At 73.8% G+C, this 999-nt stretch carries 1 protein-coding gene; it reads right to left on the bottom strand.

Annotation, left to right across the window (positions count from 1 at the left end; translation table 11 throughout):
- Positions 1-896 (bottom strand): histidine kinase dimerization/phosphoacceptor domain-containing protein (locus tag AOK03_RS39110; RefSeq protein ID WP_425264456.1); only part of this gene is annotated, 896 nt, incomplete at its 3' end.
- Positions 897-999 lie beyond the last annotated feature (103 nt).

A 999-nucleotide genomic window follows, 5' to 3' on the forward strand; every position in this document is an offset into this window, starting at 1 on the left:
AGCTCGACGCGGGCGCCCGCGGTGCGGGCCGCGTCGGCGAGGTCGGGCAGGCCGTCGAGGCCGGGCAGCGGACCGCGCGCCTCGTCGGACCCGTCGTCGGTCCCGGACCGCAACACCTGGAGCGTGGCACGGAGTTCGCCCCGGGCGGACCGGCAGGTGTCGGCGACGTCGTCGAGCGCCTTGGCGACGGCGGCGCGGTCGAGGCGGTCCGGGTCGGCGGCCAGGACGTGCGCGGCGACGGACGTCTGGACGCCGACGAGCGTGATGCTGTGCGCGAGCAGGTCGTGCAGGTCGCGGGCGACCCGGCGGCGCGCCTCCTCCTCGCGCGTGCGCTCGGCGCGCTCGGCCCGCTCCACCACGGAGGCGACGTAGTGCCGGTGGATGCGTACGTACACACCGAGCAGCAGGAAGGAGACGATCCAGCCGGAGATCCGCAGCGACTGCGTGCCCTCGGCCATGCCCTCGTGGAACTTCACGCCCAGCATGACGCCCATGACGCCCATGCCGACGAGGACCGTGTTGCGGGGCCTGGTGCGGGAGGCCACGGTGAACAGCGCGGCCATCGACACCGCCATGGGCGCGGTGTGGTTGTTGTCCAGGGAGTGGTAGACCAGCAGGACGGCCATCAGGGCGAGGATGACGCGTATCGGGGCGCGGCGCCGCCACACGATGACGACGTGGGCGACGAGCAGCAGCGCCCAGCCGAGCACGTCCGGCGCATGGCCGTTGTCCCGCACGACCTGCACGACCACGACGGCGCTGACGGCCATGGCGAGGGCGAACAGGGCGTCCGTGCGCAGCCGTTCGCCGGGGGCTGCCGGGCCGAGGACGCGCTCGATGAGGTTGCGGTGGACGGCGCCGCGCCCCGTGCCCCGCCCGGTCCCGTGAAAGTCCACCGCTCCATCTTCCGGCACGCGGGTGCCCCTCCGGGAGAGGAGGGACACCCTGGGCGACCTGAGCGACCGGCTCAAGGCGAACCGGTTCAAGGCGAATCGGTTC

The sequence above is a fragment of the Streptomyces atriruber genome, assembly GCF_001418325.1.
In the GTDB taxonomy this organism is placed as follows: Bacteria; Actinomycetota; Actinomycetes; order Streptomycetales; family Streptomycetaceae; genus Streptomyces; species Streptomyces atriruber.